At 68.8% G+C, this 20,764-nt stretch carries 16 protein-coding genes and 1 tRNA gene; 9 read left to right on the top strand and 8 right to left on the bottom strand.

What is annotated here, in order from left to right; all coding sequences use genetic code 11:
* Positions 1 to 75: 75 nt before the first annotated feature.
* The 4 genes from selB to DFQ14_RS05585 form a co-directional block, all read right to left on the bottom strand.
* A complete protein-coding gene (gene selB, locus DFQ14_RS05600) occupies positions 76 to 1,839 on the bottom strand; it encodes a selenocysteine-specific translation elongation factor (protein WP_114451954.1) in 1,764 nt (587 codons plus the stop codon).
* Positions 1,839 to 3,131 (bottom strand): L-seryl-tRNA(Sec) selenium transferase, encoded by a 1,293-nt coding sequence (gene selA / locus DFQ14_RS05595; RefSeq protein ID WP_114451953.1) that lies wholly within the window; start codon positions 3,129 to 3,131, stop codon positions 1,839 to 1,841. Before selA ends, selB begins: the two co-directional genes overlap by 1 nt.
* A 185-nt stretch (positions 3,132 to 3,316) precedes the next feature.
* Positions 3,317 to 3,799, bottom strand: coding sequence for a hypothetical protein (locus tag DFQ14_RS05590; protein ID WP_141921296.1), 483 nt, complete (start codon positions 3,797 to 3,799; stop codon positions 3,317 to 3,319).
* Positions 3,800 to 3,909: 110 nt separating this feature from the next.
* Positions 3,910 to 4,005: transfer RNA gene (locus tag DFQ14_RS05585), tRNA-Sec, on the bottom strand.
* Positions 4,006 to 4,061: 56 nt separating this feature from the next.
* Here DFQ14_RS05585 and selD point away from each other — a divergent pair.
* Both selD and DFQ14_RS05575 read left to right on the top strand, forming a co-directional pair.
* Positions 4,062 to 5,078 carry a selenide, water dikinase SelD gene (selD, locus tag DFQ14_RS05580; RefSeq protein WP_114451951.1) on the top strand — a complete coding sequence of 339 codons (1,017 nt, stop codon included), beginning with the start codon at positions 4,062 to 4,064 and terminating at the stop codon, positions 5,076 to 5,078.
* Between the two features lie 159 nt (positions 5,079 to 5,237).
* Positions 5,238 to 6,638: a DUF2254 family protein gene (locus DFQ14_RS05575; protein WP_114451950.1), complete on the top strand. Its 1,401-nt coding sequence runs from the start codon at positions 5,238 to 5,240 to the stop codon at positions 6,636 to 6,638.
* Between the two features lie 19 nt (positions 6,639 to 6,657).
* Here DFQ14_RS05575 and DFQ14_RS05570 read toward each other — a convergent pair whose 3' ends face one another.
* Positions 6,658 to 8,154: a potassium/proton antiporter gene (locus DFQ14_RS05570; RefSeq protein ID WP_114451949.1), complete on the bottom strand. Its 1,497-nt coding sequence runs from the start codon at positions 8,152 to 8,154 to the stop codon at positions 6,658 to 6,660.
* Between the two features lie 331 nt (positions 8,155 to 8,485).
* Between DFQ14_RS05570 and DFQ14_RS05560 the strand changes: the two genes are divergently transcribed.
* The 6 genes from DFQ14_RS05560 to DFQ14_RS05530 all read left to right on the top strand — a co-directional run bounded on the left by DFQ14_RS05560 (position 8,486) and on the right by DFQ14_RS05530 (position 16,311).
* Entirely contained in the window at positions 8,486 to 9,481 is a 996-nt protein-coding gene (locus tag DFQ14_RS05560; RefSeq protein ID WP_158546662.1) for a tyrosine-type recombinase/integrase, read from the top strand.
* 129 nt (positions 9,482 to 9,610) lie between these two features.
* Entirely contained in the window at positions 9,611 to 10,135 is a 525-nt protein-coding gene (locus DFQ14_RS05555; protein WP_114451946.1) for a PadR family transcriptional regulator, read from the top strand.
* Positions 10,132 to 10,848, top strand: coding sequence for an ABC transporter ATP-binding protein (locus DFQ14_RS05550; protein ID WP_114451945.1), 717 nt, complete (start codon positions 10,132 to 10,134; stop codon positions 10,846 to 10,848). Before DFQ14_RS05555 ends, DFQ14_RS05550 begins: the two co-directional genes overlap by 4 nt.
* Complete coding sequence (locus DFQ14_RS05545) at positions 10,845 to 13,313, top strand: ABC transporter permease (RefSeq protein ID WP_114451944.1); 2,469 nt, start codon at positions 10,845 to 10,847, stop codon at positions 13,311 to 13,313. The genes DFQ14_RS05550 and DFQ14_RS05545 overlap by 4 nt, the downstream gene beginning before the upstream one ends.
* A gap of 1,070 nt (positions 13,314 to 14,383) precedes the next feature.
* Positions 14,384 to 15,586 carry a Mur ligase family protein gene (locus tag DFQ14_RS05535; protein WP_246195358.1) on the top strand — a complete coding sequence of 401 codons (1,203 nt, stop codon included), beginning with the start codon at positions 14,384 to 14,386 and terminating at the stop codon, positions 15,584 to 15,586.
* Positions 15,583 to 16,311 (top strand): type 1 glutamine amidotransferase, encoded by a 729-nt coding sequence (locus DFQ14_RS05530; protein ID WP_114451941.1) that lies wholly within the window; start codon positions 15,583 to 15,585, stop codon positions 16,309 to 16,311. Before DFQ14_RS05535 ends, DFQ14_RS05530 begins: the two co-directional genes overlap by 4 nt.
* A gap of 27 nt (positions 16,312 to 16,338) precedes the next feature.
* Here DFQ14_RS05530 and murJ read toward each other — a convergent pair whose 3' ends face one another.
* From murJ to DFQ14_RS05515, 3 genes are all read right to left on the bottom strand, one after another.
* Complete coding sequence (gene murJ / locus DFQ14_RS05525; RefSeq protein ID WP_114451940.1) at positions 16,339 to 17,973, bottom strand: murein biosynthesis integral membrane protein MurJ; 1,635 nt, start codon at positions 17,971 to 17,973, stop codon at positions 16,339 to 16,341.
* Between the two features lie 162 nt (positions 17,974 to 18,135).
* On the bottom strand, positions 18,136 to 18,294 hold the full coding sequence (locus DFQ14_RS21805; RefSeq protein WP_158546661.1) for a hypothetical protein: 159 nt from the start codon (positions 18,292 to 18,294) through the stop codon (positions 18,136 to 18,138).
* A 213-nt stretch (positions 18,295 to 18,507) separates the two neighbouring features.
* Positions 18,508 to 19,671, bottom strand: a complete 1,164-nt coding sequence (locus DFQ14_RS05515; protein WP_114452155.1) for an acyl-CoA dehydrogenase — start codon at positions 19,669 to 19,671, stop codon at positions 18,508 to 18,510.
* A 176-nt stretch (positions 19,672 to 19,847) separates the two neighbouring features.
* On the opposite strand from DFQ14_RS05515, the gene DFQ14_RS05510 reads away from it, so the two are divergent.
* Positions 19,848 to 20,606 (top strand): TetR family transcriptional regulator, encoded by a 759-nt coding sequence (locus DFQ14_RS05510; protein WP_114451938.1) that lies wholly within the window; start codon positions 19,848 to 19,850, stop codon positions 20,604 to 20,606.
* Positions 20,607 to 20,764: the final 158 nt, after the last annotated feature.

Genomic DNA, 20,764 nt, shown 5'->3' with positions numbered 1-20,764 from the left:
CCGGGGTGCCCACGGGGCTCGATGTCAAACCGTGGCGGCCTCCGGCGGTTTCCGGCGAGAAGGGCGCTGCGGTGTTCACCGCAGCCGGTGCGAGCCGTCGGCGAGCCGCTCGGTGTAGCGCCGGTGGGCCAGCGTTTCCAGCAGCGGAATGGCGACCCGGCGTGTGGTGGCCAGCGCCTTCTTGGCCTGGCTGGCCGTGAAGGGCGCGGGAAGCTGCGACAGTCGCTGCACGGCCTGCTCCAGGGCATCGGGGAGCAGCACGATGCCCTGGTCGAGTTTGAGGAGTTCACCGGCCCGGACGGCGGCGGCGATCTCCTTGGAACCCAGACCGAGCTCGTCGAGCTCTTCGGCGGTGGGAGCGACGAAAGGCTTGTCGGTCAGGGTGCTGTGCAGAGTCGACAGCGCATTGCGAACGGCTTCGGGAAGCGGGGCGGGTCCCCGGCACACGCGGCCGTCCCTGGTCGTCACGTCGGCCGAGGTGATCGCCCGGAGCACGGAGGGCAGCAGCGCGGAATCGGGAAGCTCCAGAGCGCGACGGACCGCTTCGACGGGCATCCCGTCCTCCAGCGGATACTTCCGGCGATACTCGGACAGCAGGTCGATCAGCCGCGCGGCCAGGGTGTCGCGGTGCGCCGGATCGAGAAGCCACCCGCCGCCCTGCGGGGCCCCGGACGGTGGTGTGGCTCCCATCGCGATCAGGTCGTCGGTACGGACGACGCGGCGGCGGCGGAGCTCGGCCGCACCGTCCGCCCGGTCGCCGATCTCCTCCAGTTCGCGGGCACGGTGGCCGGCCGCCCCACGCCGCTGAAGAGGAGGAGGTTGCACATCGAGCATGGTCACCCCGGCGGGGACCCGGTGACTGCCCGGATCGCGCAGCAGAGCCCGGTCGCCGATCCGGAGAGGAAGCGGGGTACGCAGTGACAGTCGTGCCGTGTCGGGCCCGAGCGGGCGCACCCGCGCGGACACGGCCGCCGAACCCATGTGCAGCATCAACTGGCGGGGCAGTTCGCGGGACTCGGTGCCGCGCAGCCGCACGTCGACCACGTCGGTACTCAGCCACCGGCCCGGGGCGAGCAGAACGTCGCCCCGGCGCACGTTCTCGAGCCGGGTGCCACGCAGGTTGAGCGCGACCCGCGCGACCGCCCCGGCGGAGGAGGCCTCGGTGCCGAGGCACTGCATCCCGCGCACGGTGACCTCGTGGCCGTGGGGATGCAGGAGCAGCTGTTGCCCGGTCCGCAGTGTGCCTGCGGCCAGGGTGCCGGTCACCACGGTTCCGGCGCCGTGGACGGTGAACGCCCGATCCACCCACAACCGGGGATCTGCGTGGTGATCCGGCCGGGCAAGACCGTCCACGAGGGTGTGCAGCGCGGATCGCAGCTCGGCGACGCCGTCGCCCGTGGCGCCGCTGACGCGGATCACCGGCAGTTGCGCCAGCGACGTGTCACGCAGGTGGTGCCTGGCCTGCTCGGCCGCCGGTTCGGGATCGGCCAGATCACTGCGGGTCACCACCAGGATGCCGTGCCGGACCCCCAGGGCGTGCAAGGCCTGCAGGTGCTCGCTGGACTGGGGCATCCAACCCTCGTCGGCGGCCACGACGAACATCACCGCGGGGACCGATCCGATCCCGGCCAGCATGTTCGGGACGAAACGCTCGTGGCCGGGCACGTCGACGAAGGCCAGCGTGGTGCCGTCGGCGGTCGTGGTCCAGGCGAAGCCGAGATCGATCGTCATGCCGCGACGGCGTTCCTCCGACCACCGGTCGGGTTCCATCCCGGTCAGCGACCGGATCAGCGTCGACTTGCCGTGGTCGACATGCCCTGCGGTGGCGATGACGTGCATCAGTCCTCCACTGCGAGGATCGCTTGGATCAGGTCGGACTCGTCGTCGGCGGCGAGCGCATACAGGTCGAGAACACAGTGGCCGCGTTCCACCCGCGCGAGTACGGGCGGATCGCCACCACGCAACCGCGCGGCGAAGCGCTGTGGAAGCACGACCGCCGCGCTGGGCAGCTCGACACCGGGGGCGCCACCACCGCCGACGGCCGCCGAGGTGGCCCGGCTCGTGGCGGCGATGCCCGCTCCGGCGAGAACCCCGGTGATCCGCTCGGCACGCCGGAGCAGCTCCGCCTGTCCCTGCCGCAGCGAATGCTCCGTCGGTGTGACCGGGCCCCGCACGGTGGCTTCGAGCGCGGCCAGGGTGAGTTTGTCGACCCGCAGGGCGCGGGCCAGCGGGTGGCGCCGGAGCCGGTGCACCAGCTCCTCGCTGCCGAGCAGCAGCCCGGCCTGAGGGCCCCCGAGAAGCTTGTCACCGCTGGCGGTGACCAGGTCCGCGCCGTGGTCGAGTGCGGTGGTGGCATCGGGTTCTTCGGTCAGTACCGGATGCGGCCCGAGCAGCCCCGAACCGATGTCGACCACGAGGGGGGCACCGAGTTCGCTCAGTTCCGCGGCCGGGACCGAGGAGGTGAATCCGCTGATGACGAAGTTGGAGGGGTGGACCTTGAGGATGAAGCCGGTGTCCGGCCCGAGGGCCGCGCGATAGTCCTCGAGATGCACCCGGTTGGTGGTGCCGACCTCGTGCAGGCGTGCGCCGGTGGAGACCAGCAGGTCCGGCAGCCGGAAACCGTCCCCGATCTCGACCATCTCGCCACGCGCCACCACGATCTCGCGTCCCTGCGCGAGCGCGGTGGCGGCCAGGGCGAGGGCGGCCGCGCCATTGTTGACCACGTGTGCCGCCTGCGCCGGGGGTACGGCCTCGAGCAGTGCGGCCATCGCACCCGCACCTCGGGAGCCCCGGTGCCCGCTGTTCAGGTCGAGTTCGACATCGGTGGTGCCCGCCGCGGTCACCAGCGCCCGCACGGCGGCTTGTGACAGGGGAGCGCGTCCGAGATTGGTGTGCAGCAGCACGCCGGTCGCGTTGAGAACATACCGCAGACTCGTGGCCGACTTCGGGAGCTCGGCCAGCACGGTCTCGACCACGTGCTCCGGTTCGATTCCCCCGTCGCGGGCCTGCTGTTGGGCCGAGCGAATCGCCTGCTTCACCCGCTGTTGCCCGAGCCGCACGGCGGCGAGGGCAACCTGTGGTTCCTTCAGCACCCGGTCGGTACCCGGTACACGTCGTCGATGATCGTGCATACCGATCACTATACGGGTGCGAGGCGGAGCCGGGAGTGGTCCGGATCCGTGGCCGTCCGGCAGCGCCGTGAGCACACCGGCACAGCTATTATTGCACTCATAATTATTTCAGTATTGAATGAAAAAACTGCAAAACACACAGATCAACAAGCTGACCCACGTACCGAACGAACAAAAGGAGACGGCTACTGCTGCGGCCGCCGACGCAGCTCCGACAGGATCGCCCCGTACAGGGCGTGATCGAGGACGAGAGCGATCCGTTCCCGCACGGAACGGCCGCCTTCCTGCGGCAGATCCAGCAGGCGCGCCAGCACCGTTTGGAAGCCGAACCACAGCACCATCCCGTACACGGGTCCTGCCCACGGGCGCTGGCGGACGGCGTCGGGCAGGGAGCCGAAGACCGCGCCACCTCCCGCGCCGTACGTCCAGTGCAACAACTCCACGACCACCTCTCGGGAATCCTCCGAGAGGCTGCGCAGTGCTTGCGGCCCGTGCTCGCCCACGATCGTCTCGGGGGGAGTTTCCCCGAGCAGGCCCATGTGCACGGTGAACGTGCGCATCCCGCTCATGCTCATCGCGGCGATCGCTCCGCGCATCCCCGCGTGGAGCAGTTCCTTCCTGCGTTCCGGCCGGAGCGGCAGTCTCGGCAGGCGCCTGGTGCGAATCACCGTGCCAGGCTCGCACGGGACCCGGCGCCGTGCGAGGCGAGTGGAGTCGGGTGGTGCGGCCGCTGACCCGCGCGAACCGTCGCTGTTCATCCGGCCGGACGGGAAGTGGGTGGCGGAGGCGGACGGGAATCGAACCCGCCTGACCGAGGTACTCGGCCACGTCGGTTTTGAAGACCGCGGGGGCCACCAGGCACCCATACGCCTCCGCAGCCCACCCTATCGAGGGGTGCGGGCGCGGTCGGCATGGCCTAGCCTCAAAGCGATGACGAGCCTTGATCTTGCCCAGGAGCGGACGTATCGGCTGACGCAGTACGCGCACGGTGGTGGGTGCGCGTGCAAGATCCCGCCCGGCGAGCTGGAGTCCGTGGTGGCCGGGCTCGCGGGGTCGCAGCAGGCAGCGGCGGAGGACCTGCTGGTCGGCCTGGACGACGGAGACGATGCCGCCGCTGTGCGGATCTCGGCGGATACGGCCGTGGTGTCCACAGCGGACTTCTTCACGCCCGTGGTCGATCACGCCTACGACTGGGGCCGGATCGCGGCGGCGAACGCGCTGTCCGACGTGTACGCCATGGGCGCCCGGCCGGTGGTGGCGGTGAACCTGCTGTCCTGGCCGCGCGAGGTGTTGCCGTTCGAGCTGGCCAAGGAAGTGCTGCGTGGCGGCGCCGACATCGGCAGGCAGGCGGGATGCCCCGTCGCGGGTGGGCACAGTGTGGATGACCCCGAGCCCAAGTACGGCATGGCGGTCACCGGGACGTGCGCGCCCGAGTCGCTGCTGCGCAATGACGCGGGGCGCGCGGGGCTGCCGCTGTCGCTGACCAAGCCGCTGGGCATCGGTGTGCTCAACAGCAGGCACAAGGCCACCGGCGAGGTCTTCGACGAGGCCGTCGCGACGATGACGACGCTCAACGCCGGCGCTGCCGCCGACGCCGTCGCAGCCGGGATCACGTGTGCCACCGACGTGACCGGGTTCGGTCTGCTCGGGCACCTGTTCAAGATGGTCCGTGCCAGCGGTGTGTCGGCGATCGTGGACTCGGCGGCCGTGCCCTATCTCGACGGCGCGCGGGAGGCGCTGCGCGATGGCTATGTCAGCGGCGGGACCCGGAGGAATCTGGACTGGATCCGGCCGCACACCGACCTGTCGGCCGTGTCCGAGCAGGAGTCCCTGCTGCTGGCCGATGCCCAGACCTCCGGTGGGTTGCTGGTGGCCGGCGAGGTGCCGGGCGCTCCGGTGGTCGGTGAACTCGTCCCGCAGGCAGAGCACTTGATCACCGTGCGCTGAGCGAAGACTCGCCGACCGGGGCATGCACGACCTCCCGGTCGTGGTGCCGAGTCTTTTTCGCGGGAGAACTCACGGGTCGTTCGTGGCAGGTTGGACGAGGCGTGACCACGGGAATCCGGCGCGTGGCCACCACGGTCGGCCACGCGGGATCGGAGTGCCATGGACGAGTTCACCGACGGCAACAACACGGCCCGGAAGCGGAACCGCCCCCGGCAACGCAACCGGGTGGAGTACGCGCTCCGGGAGTTCCTGTTCCTGCCGCTGCTGATCCTCGCAGTGTGGATCGCACTCGCCATCGTCGCGATCGTCCTGGATCGCAACAAGGGGATGTGGGGGCAGGCCGTATGCCAGGGGTTGACCATGGTCGTCCCCCCGGAAATCAGCACCGTGGTGCTGTCGACCATCACGCCAGGCCTGATCACCATCATCTCGATCATCTTTTTCGTGCTGCTCATGGCCGTGCAGCACGAATCGTCGAGCTACACGCCCGTGGTACTCGACCAGTTCCTGCGGCGACGCAGCAACCGGCTCTTTTTCGGCACCTTCGTCGGCCTGACCGTGTACTGTCTGATGACTCTCGCGCTGGTGCCGCCCAACGAGGCCGTCCTGGCGAGCACGCTGGCTCTCGTGCTCGGCGTGGTCACGTTCACGCTGCTGTTGGTGTTCGTCTACACCACGGTCGATCAGATGCGCCCGAGTTCCGCGGTCTGGACGATTCAGGGCATCGCGCTGCGTTCCCGGGCTGCTCAGCAGCCGTTGCTGGCCCGGTGTCGCCGGGAACCGCACCTGCCGGACGCGCCGGCCACTCGGGTCACCGCCGACCTGATCGGCTACGTGGTGCACATCGACGATGGTGTGCTGGCCAGGGCCCTGCGTCGGGTGGACGGTCCGGTGGAGATCGAGTTCCGCATCGCCATGGGCAGCCATCTGGTGCCGGGTTCGGTCATCGCCGAGGTGCGCGGTGCCGACCCCGGGCAACGGCACCAGCTCGCCGATGCGGTACTCGATGCGGTGTTGCTGGGGCGCATGCGCGATCTCGGCCACGACACCGCTTACGCCGTGGACCATCTGGGCAGCATGGCGTGGTCGGCAGCAGCGGCCTCCGGGGATCCCCAGGGGGCGCAGGTCGCGGTGGCAACACTGCACGGCCTGCTCGTGAGGCTGCGGGTGTCGGAAAGCTTCTCGGCCGAATCGTTCGGGGGGCCACTGCCGGTGGTGTACAACGATCGGCTCCTGGGCAAGATCCTGGATGCGCTGACCAGTGTCATCGCGGCATGCGGCTCGTCGGGACAGCACCAGACCTGCAGCAATGCGATCATGACGTTGGCGGATGTGCTGCCCGTCCTCGATTCCGAGCACCGGAACATCGCTGTCGACCGGCTGCAGCGGGTGCTGCCGACCGCCAGGAATCAGCTCTTCACCTCCGAAATGGAGCAGGCCTTCGAACGGATGCGGCAAGCCATGCAGGAAGCTCGCCTGTACGAGAGTGCTCAACGGATCGCGCAGATCGTGGAGCAGCTCCACCGGTCGCATCGGCTCGGAGACCCCGAGGAGGAGTAGCGATCCGGTCACACGGCCCTCAATCGAGATCGCCGTACTCGCCGAACCAGTGTGCGAGTTTGCCGCGGCGGCTGACTGCGCGTAGCCGGCGTTCGGCGGCTTCACGCTGCCTGGCGGTGGTGACGATGAGCAGTTCATCACCGGCTTCCAGCCAGCTGTCGGGCTGGGGGACGAATGCCTGCCCCTTGCGGACGATCAGCGTGATGACGCTGGGTTCGGGAAGCCGGAGTTCGACGATGCTCACGTGGTGCAACTGGGAACCGGGTGGCACCGTGATCGTCAGCAGTTCGGCGTCGAGGACGTCCAGGGGGGCGGATTCCGCCTGGATCTCCCGGGCGGCTTCGGCGGGAATCAGCCCGAGCCTGCGAGCCAGCGGACGCAGACTCGGTCCCTGCACCAGGGTGAAGATCATGACCAGCACGAAGACGATGTCCACGAGCCGGTCGCTGCCGGGAACGCCCTGTACGACGGGGTAGGTGGCCAGCACGATCGGGACCGCGCCCCGCAGACCGGCCCAGGACAGGAAGGTCTGTTCCCGCCACGGCATCCTGAAGCCGGCGACGGAAACCAGAACCGAGACGGGTCTGGCCACCAGCAGCAGCACGAGTCCCACGACGAATGCGGGCAGCAGCTCGTGATGCAGTTCGCTGGGGGTGACCAGCAGGCCCAGCAGGACGAACAGGCCGATCTGGGCGAGCCAGCCCAATCCCTCGGCGAAGGACTCCGTGGCGGAGCGGTGCGGCAGTCCGGCGTTGGCCAGCACCATTCCGGCGAGGTATGCGGCGATGAACCCGCTGGCCTGGGCCGCGCCGGCGGCGGCGAAGGCCACGACACCGAGCCCGAAGATGGCCAGGGGATACAGGCCGGAGGCCGGAAGCGCGATGTGGGGGAGCCGTTTGGAGCCCAGCCAGCCGACCGCGAGTCCGATCGCCGTGCCGGCCGCGAGCTGGTAGAGCAGGTTACCGGCGATGCTCAACGGGTCCAGCTGGAGCGGAGTGGTGCTGAACAGCAGCACCAGGATCACGGTGGGGGCGTCGTTGAAGCCGGACTCGGCCTCCAGCAGACCGGCAACCCGCTTGGGCAGTGGCAGCACTCGCAGGATGGAGAACACGGCAGCGGCGTCGGTGGAGGACACGATCGCGCCGAGCAGCAGCGCCAGCTGCCAGTTCATCCCCAGCAGAAGGTGCGCCCCCGCGGCGGTGAGCACCGTGCTGACTCCGACTCCGACGGTGGCCAGGACGCCGGCGGGAGCCAGCAGCTTGCGCACGTCGGACCATTTGGTGGTCAATCCGCCTTCGACCAGGATGACCGCCAGGGCTGCCGTGCCCAGGTTCTGGGCAAGCTGGGCGTTGTCGAAGTCCACTCCCAGGCCGTCCTCGCCGAGGACGACACCGACGGCCAGAAACACCAGCAGGCTGGGCAGTCCGATCCGCACGGCAATGCGGGTGGAGACGATGCTGGCCAGCAGGACGAGGCCGCCTGCCAGCAGCGCCACGTACAGCTGCTGCAAGCTCATCGTGTCCCCGATCGGTGCGAGCGCCGGATCACGCGGTCGGCCCGTCGGCCGGGCGGATCGGCCGCCGATGAGTTCCTGGGGAGATTTCGCGCCACCTCGGCCATGGATCTGCGCTGCTTACCCTCCGCATCCCGGGACGAACGGTTCTGCTGCTCCGTCCGTTTGTCCCACCCGGGATCGGTTCCGTGCATGCAGCAGGCCTCCATGACCTCGGTTCGATTATGCTGATATCCGCCAATATCGGAAGTGATCATAGCAGATGGGTTCCGATATTGGAGTATGATCACGGACGCACTGACGGCAATCCACGTCCGAGGTGAGGGAGGGCCGGGTGACTGTGCCCGCCGCCGAGCAGCCTGCCGAGCCCGGAAGGCCCGGCTCCTCTTCGTCGCCGCGTTCACACCGGATCCTTGCCGAGTACCGGGCTGCGTTGGCGCGGGCGAATCTCTCCGACGATGCGCGGCGAGCCTATGCCTCCCGGGTGGCCGGATTCCTCGACTGGCTGGCAACGGGACGGGATCCGCAGGCAGGAGATGACCCGCTGCGGGAGGCACCCGCGCGGGATGCCGCGGTGCGTGACTACAGGGCTCATCTCAAGACCGTGCGCCGGGCGAAGCCGAACACGATCAATGCGGTGCTGACCGCTCTGGACCATTTCTACACCCACCACCTCGGTCTGGGGCGTCCGGTGGCTTGCCGGGAGAACCGGCCGGCCACCGCGCCTGCGGCACTCGACGAGGGCGAACAGCGTCGTTTTCTGCAGGCGGTGCAGCAGCACGCCTCCACGCGAGACCGTGCGATCGTGCTGATGCTGCTCTACGCCGGGTTGCGGGCCGAGGAGCTCGCTCGGCTCGATGTCGCCGATGTGCCGGTCTCGGCGCGGCGGGGCACGGTGCTCGTGCGCGCCGGAAGGGGACGGGACCGTGGCACCCGTCGTGAGGTGCAGCTGCATCGCGCTGCCCGCGAAGCCGTTCATGTCTGGTTGCAGGAGCGCTCCAGCTGGCCAGGCTCCGGGAGCTCGGAGGCGCTGTGGCTCAACCGGCGTGGTGGTCGGCTCAGCGTGCGCAGTGTCAACACGATCGTGCGGGAGATCGCCGTGGTGGCCGGGCTGGTGCACGAGTCCGGCGCGCACGCGGGCAAGGCTCGCGTGCATCCGCACACGCTGCGGCACACCTTCGCCGCCCAACTGCTGCGCAGCGGCGTCGATGTGGTCACCGTCGCCGATCTGATGGGCCACGCCAAACTCGACTCCACCCGCGTGCACGCCCGGTCCTCCTCCGCCGACCGGTCCCGGGCCATCGACACCGCGCTGGTCACCGGCGAGTAGCCCGCGCTGCCTCCGGACATCGGTTCTTCGTTTCCCGAATGTCCTGCTCACGACATCGACAGTGCTCGTGCGGGCACTATGTATCGGGTGTATAGACGACGGGTATATACCGAGTGTATAGTGCTTTCCATGTCGATCGGTCTCACCTTGCTCGGGCTCCTGGAAGGCGGCTCGCGGCACGGTTACGACCTCAAGCGGGCCTACGACGATCGCTTCGGCCAGAACCGCTCCCTGGCATACGGGCAGGTCTACTCGACCCTGTCGCGACTGCTCCGGGACGGTCTGGTCGCCGTGGACGGCGTCGAGTCCGGCGAGGGGCCGGAACGCAAGCGGTACTCGATCACCCCCGAAGGGGTGGAAGCGCTCGAGCGGTGGTTGTCCACCTCGGAGAAGCCGGTGGCCGACCTGCACAACACCCTGTTCACCAAGGTGGTGCTGGCAGTGCTGTCCGGGCGCGATGCCCACCAGGTGCTCGATGCGCAGCGCCGGGCGCATATGGACGTGATGCGCGATCTGACGCGCCGCAAGTCCAAAGCCGACCCGACAGCCCAGCTCGTGCACGACTTCTCGCTGTTTCACCTGGAAGCCGACCTGCGGTGGCTCGAACTGGCCGTGAGCCGCCTCGAACAACTCACCAAGGAGATCGCTCCATGACTCTGGACGCATCACCCGATCACCGGGAGGACGCCGAACCGGTCCTGGCCGGTTCGGACCTGCACCTGTCCTTCGGCCCGACACCAGCCTTGCGAGGGGCGAGCCTGTCCGTCGGCGCCGGAGAAACGGTGGCCGTGACAGGGTCGTCCGGATCCGGAAAGTCGACGCTGCTGCACTGCCTGGCGGGCATCCTCATGCCGGAATCCGGTCAGGTGCGTTACGGCGACCACGACATCACGGCCTTGCCCGACAAACAGCGCAGCGCATTGCGCCGCACCGACTTCGGTTTCGTGTTCCAGTTCGGTCAGCTGGTCCCGGAACTGACCGTGGACGAAAACGTCGCCCTGCCGCTGCGGCTGGCGGGTGTGGGCCACAAGGAAGCACGGCGCCGGGCCGCGCACTGGATGGAGCGGCTCGAGGTGACCGGAATCGCCGATCACCGTCCCGGGGAGATCTCCGGCGGCCAGGGACAGCGCACCGCCGTGGCCCGAGCACTGGTGGCCGACCCGGTCGTCGTCTTCGCCGACGAACCCACCGGGGCCCTGGATTCCCTGGCGGGTGAGCAGGTGATGACCCTGCTGTCCGATGTGGCCGAGGAGTCGACCACGGCCGTGGTACTGGTGACCCACGAGCCCCGGGTGGCCGCCTATGCCGACCGCGAGGTCGTGATCCGGGACGGGAGCACGCAGCGAGAGCAGGAGCCGGTTCGATGAGCGCGCGCGGAAATGCCCGGACTCTCCGTGCCCTGCGCACCCGGATCGGCGACTTCCGGCTCGGGGTCCGGCTGGCTGTCGGGGGCAGTCGGACCCCCTGGGGGCGGTTGTCCCTGGCCGCGATCGGCATCGGTCTGGGGGTGGCGGTGCTGCTGCTGGCCTCCTCGGTGCCGAACATGAAGCAGGCCCGCGACGAGCGGCAGGAGGCCCGTCTTGCCGGGGTCTACGGGGCCTACTCCGCCGGCCCGTCTTCGGTCGATCAGGAACCCGTGTTGCTGACGGCCCCGCAGGGCACGACGTTTCGCGGTGAGCACATCACCGGCCGGGCGTTGCAGCCGCAGGTTCCGGATCCGCCGGTTCCGGCGGGCCTGGAGCAGTTGCCCGGACCGGGCGAGATGGTGGTCTCACCCGCACTGCAGGACCTGCTGCAAAGCCCGGGCGCGGAACTGCTGCGGCCGCGCCTGCCCGGCGAGGTCGTCGGCGTGATCGACAAGGAAGGACTGGTCAGTCCCGGCGAACTGCGCTATTACACCGGTGTCACGGACCTGTCGGCAGCGGGTGTAGGCGTGGCCGCTGTCTACCCGGAGAAATCCTCACGGACTCAACCGGGCGACGCGCTGCCCCCGCAACTGTGGATCATGCTGGCATTCGGCGTGGTCGTGTTGCTGGTGCCCGTGGTCGTGTTCGTGGCCGGCACCACCCGGCTGGCCGAGGCCGCCCGCTCGCGCAGGCTGGCGGCCCTGCGGCTGGTCGGCGCCGACGGCGCACAGATCCGTCGCATCGCCTCCGGCGAGGCGCTCGTGGGCGCGGTGCTCGGCGTGCTGGCCGGGTGGCTGTTCTTCCTCGGCGGGCGGCAACTGGCCGGGCACCTGTCGATCCTCGGATTCTCCACCTTCGTCTCCGATATCCGTCCCGACTGGTGGATGGCACTGCTGGTGACGCTGGCCATCCCGGTCATCACGGTCACCACCGCCCAGGCGGCCATGCGACGCACGATCATCGAGCCATTGGGGGTGGTGCGTCAGGTCGCGCCGCGACGGCACCGGATGATTTGGCGACTGGTGCCGATGATCTTGGGGGTACTGGGGCTGCTGTTCGTGGGGGCGAGTTCGGCAAGTGTCACCGATCTCCAGATTCCCTTCCTGGGCTCGATCGTGCTGCTGCTCATCGGGGTGCCGCTGGTGCTGCCCTGGGCTGTCGAGCGTGTCGTGCAGCGGGGGAGCGCGAAATCGCTGCCGTGGCAGCTCGCGCTGCGGCGACTGCAGCTCAGCAGCGGCACCGCCGCACGCTCGGTCAGCGCGATCGCCGTCGTGCTGACCGGGATCATCGGACTGCAGACGTTCATGGCCACCATCGAGGCAGAAGAACGCAGCCAGAGCACGCAATCGCCGAGCTCTCGCTCGTTCCAGCCACGGCACGAGGTCTCCGTCCGCGGTGAACTCGCCGGGCCCGAGCAGAGCCTGGAGGAATTGACCGAGGCCCTGGCGGGTCTTCCGGCGACGCGCCACGTCGAGGGTGTCACCACCGTGCGGTTCGGAACCCTCGAGGTCGAGGAACCCCGGAAAACCCGGGTAAAGAGGTATCGGACCCGGGCGACGATCGTCGACTGCGCCATGCTGAGGGAACTGCGCGACATCAGCCGGTGCCGTAACGGCGAGGTTTTCCGGGAAGCTCCGCAGGATCCGCAGCGGACGCGGGATCGTCAGCCGTGGCGGGAACCGGTGCGTCCCGGCGAACGGTTGTCGGCCATGGCTCGCCACCACGGGCCCGCCGGTGCACAGGAGCACACTGCCGAGGCCGCCACCTGGCAGGCACCGCAGGAGTTCCGGCAACTCCCGGAACAGACGGGACCGTCCGGGACCTTCTCGCTGTCCGGCCTGGTGTTGACTCCGCAGGCCGCCGAGGAGATCCCGTGGTGGGCGCGCAGCGTGCAGGTGGGGCTCGACTTCACGGACTCGGCCTCCCCGGATGCCATTGAGCGGGTGCGCAATGTCGCCGCGGAGTACCTGGACTTCAGCGGGGCACACCAGTACGGTACCGCCTCCGCCGGCAGTGACGCTATGACGACCTACGCGCTCATCCGCTACGGACTGCTGCTCGGCGCGCTGGTCACCTTCGCGCTCATCGGCTGCAGCCTGTTCGTGACGGCGGCCGAGCAGATCCAGGAGCGGCGTCGGCAAATGGCCGTGCTCGCCGCGGTCGGGACCCGCCGCAGGACACTGGGCTGGGCGGCCTTCCTGCAGAATGCCGTGCCGATGTTGGTCGCCGTGGTGCTGGCCTGTCTGGTCGGTCTGGGACTCGGAATGCTCGTGGTGGGGGTGGCCTCGCTGGATACGCTCACCTTCGACCTGCCGGGCATGCTGGGCCTGGTGGCGATCGCGGCGCTGTCGGTGCTGGTGGTCACCGCGCTGACCCTGCCCGCCCTGCGCCGGGCCATGCATACGGACGGTTTGCACAGCGAGTGATCTCTGCCCTGACGACGGGGGTTCGGCATCCGCTTGCGGATACCGAACCCTCTGCACAGGTCCGAAGACTTCCGCCACCGCACGCTGTTGAAGCGTGTGCACCGGCAGCGGACCTGATGTGACTTACTCAGATAATAATATCTATAGTTTCAGTGTTAACTAAAATAAATCACCTTCCAAACACGGCCATCACACAACCAACCTCACCAACCAAGAAGCACCGACCGACAGAACGAACTGTTGCTGCCGGTGTCCGGCCAGGACGATGCCTGCCTGCCGGGAGGAAGTGGATGCAGGCCGTGCGTGTGGTCCGGTGCGGAATGTCACCGCCGTTTGCGGCGGCGGTCCAGGTTGAGATCCCAGGCTGTCCACACGATTCCGGTGAACACGAAACCGGAGAGCAATATCAGAATCAGAATTTCGGTCATGACGTCGCTCCTTGGCGAAAAGGGGCCAACCGCGAACGTTGCCGGTGCTTGCTGATGTGCTCTCCACGAGCGTGCGGGGCCCGATGTGCCCGCGTCAACCGGTATGGCGGGAAAAGTCCCTGCGCATCCCCGGAGTGGCACGCCGGCTGCCGATCCGGGGAAGCGCCGGTACGGACATAGCCTGTTCGGCTGTGTCCGGTGGCCGGTGCTGTCGCGTAATGTCGGAAAAAACGAGGATCCACACGGCGGTGTGGCATTTTCGGATCTTGTTGTCAGCGCGCTGGAACCGGGCAAGCACCATAGACTGGTGACGATCACGTCTCGTGCGCATTTTTGCGGGCTGTTGTCCTCGGGGCGGAGGGCGCAGGCGCTCGAGAGGTTTTCGCTCCGGCGGGCGAGGGCAATGATCGCCCGAGGGGAACACCGCGCCGGCGAGGAGGTGGCGCGGATGTTCACCGATGGTGTGCCGGACGAGGGAGGGGGCGCCGCATGAAACAGACCCGGTCGGGGGAAACGGGCACGCGACGGCACAGCGGTGCGGTCTCTGCGCGTGAGGACTCTTCCGAGCAGCGATGGCGCGTGATTCGGCCGGCGCCGACGGTGCTGCCCGCCGCGTCCCGGGCGAAGGATCTTCGGACCAGGGTGGCGTTCGAGGTGGGCAAGCTGGCTGCGGGCCTGTCCCGGCGCCTGGGGATGGGCAGTGGTGCCATCATCGGTGGCCGGGTGGCCATGGCGCTGCAACCGAGAGCGCTGCCGTATCTGGGGCAGGGCAAGCAGGTGGTCATGATCACCGGGACCAACGGGAAGACGACCACGACCCAGATGGTGGCCGAGGCGTTGCGAGCGGCCGGGGAGACGGTCAGCAACGCCACCGGCGCCAATATGCTCGATGGTCATGTCGCGGCACTGATGAGGCGTCCGCAGGCACCGTACGCCGCCCTCGAGGTCGACGAGTTGCACCTGGCTCAGGTCACGGAGCAGTTCGAGCCTGCGGTGATCGTGCTGCTCAACCTCACCCGGGATCAGCTCGACAGGGTCGGGGAGATCCGCACCGTCGAGCACAGCATCCGCCGGGCTCTGCGGCAGGCGCCGGGGGCGCACGTGGTCGCCAACTCCGATGATCCCAACGTCGTCTCGGCGGCTGCCGACCATCCGAATGTCACCTGGGTCTCGGGGGGTGGCCGCTGGAAGGACGATGCTCTCAACTGCCCGCGGTGTGGTGCGTTCCTGCAGGATGTCGAGCGCGACTGGCAGTGTGCCTGTGGGTTGGCGCGTCCGGCGGCGGATTGGACCGTCGATGCGACGGGATTGATCGGTCCGGACGGCGAGCACCGTGATCTTTCGTTGAGGCTGCCCGGTCAGGTCAACCGGGTCAATGCCGCGTTCGCGTTGTCGGCGGCCCTGGTGTTGGGGGGCGAGGCCGGGGCGGTGCTGGATCGGATCAGTGGTATCGAGCAGGCCAATGGCCGCTACGGTGCGGTGTCGCTGGCGGGGCGGACCGTGCGGTTGTTGCTGGCCAAGAATCCGGCGAGTTGGCTGGAGATGCTCGATCTGGTTGCGACGCATCGGCGACCGTTGCTGCTGGTGCTCAACAGCCGGGAAGCCGACGGCCACGACGTGTCGTGGCTGTGGGACATCGAGTTCGAGTCCTTGCAGGACCGGGCGGTGACGGTGTCCGGGGATCGGGCTTTGGACCTGGCCGTGCGTCTGCGCTATGCCGGGGTGCGCTGTGAGGTGGCTTCGAGCGTGCCTGCCGCGCTGGCAGCGATGCCGCAGGAGACTCCGGATGTGATTGCCAACTACACGGCCTTCCGTGACCTGTTCGCAAAGGGCGTGCGGCCATGACGAACGAATCGGTGCTGCGTATCGCGGTGGTACTGCCGGATCTGCTGGGTACGTACGGTGATCGCGGTAATGCGGTCGTGCTGCAGCGGCGGCTGGAGTGGCGGGGGATCCCCAGTGAGATCGTGACGTTCGTGTCCTCGTCGGATGCGGTTCCCGACTCCTGTGACCTCTATCTTCTCGGTGGGGGGGAAGACGTCGCTCAGCAGGCCGCGGTGCGTTTCCTGTCCCGGGGGCGGGGGTTGCAGCGTGCCGCGCAGGCGGGCAGCCCGGTGTTGGGTATCTGTGGCGGGTTGCAGGTGCTGGGGACGCGTTTCCGGACCGGGGACGGGGCGCAGCACGAGGGGCTCGGGCTGGTCGAGGTCGTCAGTGAACCGGGGTCCGGCCGCGCGATCGGCGAGATCACGGTCGAATCCACTCTGGAGGGGGTCGGCACGTTGACCGGGTTCGAAAACCACCTCGGCCGCACGAGACTTGCCGAGGGGGCCCGGCCGCTCGGTCACGTGTTGCACGGCACCGGTAACGGTCACGGGGCGGTGGAGGGTGTGGTCAGTGGGCACATCGTGGGCACGTACCTGCACGGCCCGGTGCTGGCGCGGAACCCGGCGCTGGCCGACACTGTCCTGGAATGGGCGGTCGGTGCGCCGTTGCCCGAGTTGCCGGAGTTTCCGGAACTGACCGCTCTGCGTGCTGAACGGATCCGCACGGTGGCGGCTCGGCGGGCGTAGTCGGCGAAGAGGTCCGGCGGTTTCGGGTCACTCGCGGCGCAGGATCCGGCGGAGGCGTTCGGTGGCCGGGGTGAGTTCGGGAGCGCGGAACAGGGCCAGCAGACCGAAGCTGACCACGAGGATCACGGTGCTGTGCACGCCGAGTGTCAGCCAGGCGTCGGGGATGGGCGCCAGTGGTCCCGTCAGGGTGTGGATGCCGCCGACCGCGCCGACCGCGGCCGCGCAGGCCACGCCGGATGCGGCGGCGGCGCGTCCGATGCTGAGCAGTGCGCTGCCGGTGTGCAGTCGTCCCAGCCGCACGTGCAGCCAGATCTGTCCCACGACGGCGCCGAGCAGGAAGCTCAGCGACATCGCCACGGCGACTCCCACGACCAGGTGTTGTGGGTCGAGCACGGCCAGGAAGACGTAGAAGAGGGCACAGCGGACGGCGACCATGATCGCGTTGATGATCGCCGGGGTGCGCGAGTCCTTGAGGGCGTAGAACGCTCGGAGTTGAAGCATGGTGATGGCGAACGGCACCATGCCTGCGGCGAAGAAGCCCAGGGTGACTCCCAGCCGGTCCGCGGCGGCCACGCTGCCTGCGCCGAGGGAGAAGAAGGCGATGCCGATGGCTCCGCCTGCGACGAGCATGAGCGCGCTGATCGGCATGAGCAGGACCGTGCTCATGCGGGTTCCCAGGGAGAGGTCGTTGACGAAGTTGCCGGTGTCCTGCTCGGTGGCTGCGCGGCTGATCCGGGGCATCAGGGCGGTCAGCAGGGAGACGCCGAGCACGCCGTAGGGCATTTGGGACAGCAGCCAGGCGTAGTGGAAGGTGGACACGCTGCCGGGGGTGCCTTGGCTGGTGACGCGGATGGCCACCATCATGCCGATCTGGCTGAAGATCGTGTAGATCAGGACCCAGAACGCCAGCGAGCCGAATTCGGACAGTCGCCGGTCCCATCCCCAGCGCCAGCGGAATCGGAAGCCGGTGCGTTTGAGGACCGCGACCATGGTCACGGCCTGCAGGGTGATACCCAGGGCGGTGCCGATGCCGAGAATGAGCAGTTTGGGCTGTCCCATGCGGACCGGGTCGGTGGAGATCTCGCCCGGTACGGCCGCGTACAGGCCCACGGTGGCGATCACGACGAGGTTGTTGACGACCGGGGCCCAGGCGGGTGGGCCGAAGATCCCTCGGACGTTGAGGATCGCGGCCAGGAGGGCGGACATGCCGTAGAAGACGATGCCCGGCAGCAGCAGGTAGGCGAAGGCGGTGGTCAGTGCGGCGTTGGCGCGGGTCTGTGATCCGAGGTAGAGCTGGGTGAGCAGGGGAGCGCCGGCCACGGCCAGCAGGGTCGCGACGGCCAGGAGCACGGCGGCCATCGTCATCATCCACTGGGCGTAGGACTCGCCGTATTCGGGGCTGTCCTGCTGGGCGCGGACGAGCAGGGGGACGGCGATGCTGGTGAGCACACCGCCGAGGAGCAGCTCGTTGATCACGGTCGGCAGGGTGTTGGCCACGGTGTAGGAGTCGTTGACGATGCTCAGGCCGAGGACGGCCACCAGCAGTATCTTGGCGAGCAGCCCGCTGATCCGGCTGGTCAGGGTGGCTATGGCCATGGCCCCACTGGCCCGGCCCAGGGAGGGGGAGCGGGTTCCGGCCGGTGTCTTGGCCTGGTCGACCACGGGGAGTCCTCGTTTCCGGTCGGTGCCGTTGACGGCGGTGCGCGCAGGGATCCGAAGGAAGGGCAGTCAGCACGACGGTAACGAAGTCGGCGATGTTCGTCCGGGTGAACGTTCCGGGGCGGCGGTGTGGTTGCAGCAGGCTCGGCCCCTCGAAGCACCTTCTTACCGGGGCGGGGAGCGTTTCCCGGTGAGTCCCGCGCCGTTGCCACGCCGGGCCTGTTGCCGCGTGGTGAGGAATCGGGTGATGACCACGCCTGCGGCCACCGCAGCGGCGGCCCAGACGAGCATGCTTGCGCAGTTCATGGCCGAGGTCGTCGCCATCGATGTACTCGACCGCACGATCGTTTCTGCAGTGGCGCCGACCGGCAGTGTCAGTCCGGCGAGGATCCGAACGGACACTCCCACCGGGGAGTCGGGTCTGCGTGGTTGTGCATCCTTTTGCGGCGCTACGGCTGCGACGAGCGTGCGGCATCGCAGGCCACATGATTGTCCGGAGGGCCTCGGCACCGTAACGAGGCCCTCCGGGGGCGTGGCTCATTTCAGCAGCGAGCGGGCCATGACCATGCGCTGGATCTGGTTGGTGCCTTCGTAGATCTGGGTGATCTTGGCGTCGCGCATCATCCGCTCGACCGGGAAGTCGCGGGTGTAGCCGGCGCCGCCGAACAGTTGCACCGCGTTGGTGGTGACCTCCATGGCCACGTCGGAGGCGTAGCACTTGGCCGCTGCCGAGATGAACCCGAGGTCGCCCTCGCCGCCCTCGCCGCGCTCGGCGCGGGCGGCGGCGACGTAGACCATGTGGCGGGCGGCCTCGATTTTCATGGCCATGTCGGCGAGCATGAACTGCACGCCCTGGAAGTCGGCGATGGCCGTGCCGAACTGCTTGCGTTCTTTGACGTAGTCGGTCGCGGCGTCCAGCGCTCCCTGGGCGATGCCGAGCGCCTGCGCGCCGATGGTGGGCCGGGTGTGGTCCAGGGTGCGCAGGGCCGTTTTGAACCCGGTGCCGGGTTCGCCGATGATGCGGTCGCCGGGTATCGTGCAGTCGGTGAAGTGCAGCTCGGTGGTCGGCGAGCCCTTGATGCCCAGCTTCTTCTCCTTGCCGCCGACCTCGAAGCCCGGGTCGTCGGCGTGCACGACGAAGGCGCTGATCCCGCTGGCGCCCTTGTCCGGGTCGGTCACGGCCATGACCGTGTACCAGCTCGATTCGCCGCCGTTGGTGATCCAGCACTTGGAGCCGTTGAGCACCCAGTTGTCGCCGTACTGCCGGGCGCGGGTTTTCATCGAGGCCGCGTCCGAACCGGCCTCGCGTTCGGACAGAGCGTAGGAGGCCATGGCCTCGCCGGAGGCGATCGAGGGCAGCACCTGCTGCTTGAGGTCCTCGGAGGCCGACAGCAGGATCGGCATGGTGCCCAGCTTGTTCACCGCCGGGATCAGTGACGAGGAGCCGCACACGCGGGCGACCTCTTCGATGACGATGCAGGTCGCCACCGAGTCCGCACCCTGGCCGCCGTAGTCCTCGGGAACGTGTACCGCCGCGAAACCGGACTTGACCAGGGCATCGAGCGCCTCGCGCGGGAAGCGTTCCTGCTCGTCGCACTCGGCGGCGTAGGGGGCGATCTCCTTCTCGGCCATCGCCCGCACCGCCTCGCGCAGGGCGTTGTGCTCGTCGGTCAGCTGGTAGGTCTCGAAGCTGGGGTCCACCACGTGCCTCCTGTCCGCGGGCTTACCGCGGGTCGTGCCTGTTTCGGGCCGGCGGCATCAGGCAGGGCAGAACAAGGGACCTCGTGCCGAGAGCACGGGATGCCGCCTGCATGCCGACACGCCAATCGTAGCGGCACTGAGTGCCACTAACAATCGGGGCCTGCTACATTGCGACCATGTCCGAGGCCGCCGCACCCGCCCCGAAGCCCCGTGCCGGGCGCACCGCCACCGGGCGCAGGCGACTGCGCAGTGCGCTGGCGGTGGCCGCGCTGGAGCTGTTCGCCTCGCAGGGCTACGAGGCGACCACCGTCGAGGACATCGTCGACGCGGTCGGGGTCGGCCGCCGCACCTTCTTCCGCTACTTTAGGTCCAAAGAGGAGGTCGTCTTCCCCGACCACGACGAGCGACTCGCCGAGGTGGTCGCCCGGCTCGAGGCCGCCGATCCGGCCGAGCCGCCGCTGGCGGTGGTCGGTGCCACGGCCGAGATGGTGCTGGAGATGTATCTGGCCGAACCGGAGATCTCGCTCAAACGTTTCGAGTTGACCCGCGCGGTGCCGTCGCTGCGGGACAAGGAGATCGCCAGTATCGACCGCTACCAGCGCGTCTTCGCGCGCTACCTGCGCGGTCGCTACTGCGGCGAGCCGCACGGGGACCTGCGGGCGGCGGTGGGGGCCTCGGCGGTCGTGGCCACGCACAACCACATCCTGCGGCAATGGCTCAAAAGCGCGGGCTCCCTCGATGCCCGCGCACAGCTGCGCGAGGCACTGCGGCTGGCCACCGCATCGGTGCACAGCCCCTGGGGCGAGCAGCCCGCAGGCAGCGAGTCCGCCGCTGACGAGCGGGTCGTGGTCGGCGTGGTGCGCACGGCCGCCTCGGCCGAGACCGTGCGGGCACGGGTCACCGGAGCCCTGGCGGAACTCTCCGACGACCAGTGAATGGCACTCAGTGCCGCAGTGGGTCGGAAACCGGCTGCGAGCAGCGGCGCGATGTGCGCACGATGTCCCCGGCTGCCGACCCACCGGGGCAGTACACATGGACCCGCACACCCACCTGTCCGGAACCGACCTCGGCGCAGTAAGCAGGCCGTGTCTCC

The organism is Halopolyspora algeriensis (genome assembly GCF_003337235.1).
Taxonomy (GTDB): Bacteria; Actinomycetota; Actinomycetes; order Mycobacteriales; family Pseudonocardiaceae; genus Haloactinomyces; species Haloactinomyces algeriensis.
Note: the sequence above shows the minus strand (reverse complement) of the source record. Positions and strands in the feature narration are given on the sequence as shown.